The organism is Bacillus sp. SIMBA_005, assembly GCF_046535585.1.
In the GTDB taxonomy this organism is placed as follows: domain Bacteria; phylum Bacillota; class Bacilli; order Bacillales; family Bacillaceae; genus Bacillus; species Bacillus pumilus.
In genome coordinates this window covers 1-246 of record NZ_JAWRWI010000951.1, presented here as the reverse complement: position 1 = coordinate 246, position 246 = coordinate 1, and the positions used below count along the sequence as shown (strand labels likewise).

1 protein-coding gene is annotated in these 246 nt (G+C 70.7%); it reads right to left on the bottom strand.

Annotated elements, in window-relative coordinates; translation table 11 throughout:
- Positions 1–246: phosphopantothenoylcysteine decarboxylase domain-containing protein (locus tag SB660_RS22910; protein ID WP_410584820.1), on the bottom strand; the 246-nt coding region annotated here is incomplete at both ends.

Genomic DNA, 246 nt, shown 5'->3' with positions numbered 1-246 from the left:
CGAGTGGTCCGAGTCGCTCGCGAACCAGCTGGAGGAGGGTGTCCTCATCACCCGTGTCGCCTCCCCGGCGATCACGCCGGCCGCCCCGAGGATGTGCACGGCATTGTCGGCGCTCTCGAAGCCGCGCTCCCAGCCCACCTCGTTCACGACCAGCAGATCGACTCCCTTGCGCTGCTGCTTGCGCCGCGCGCGGGCGATGAGCTCGTCCTGGTCCTCCGGCGTCTCCGCGGCGAACCCGACGACGAG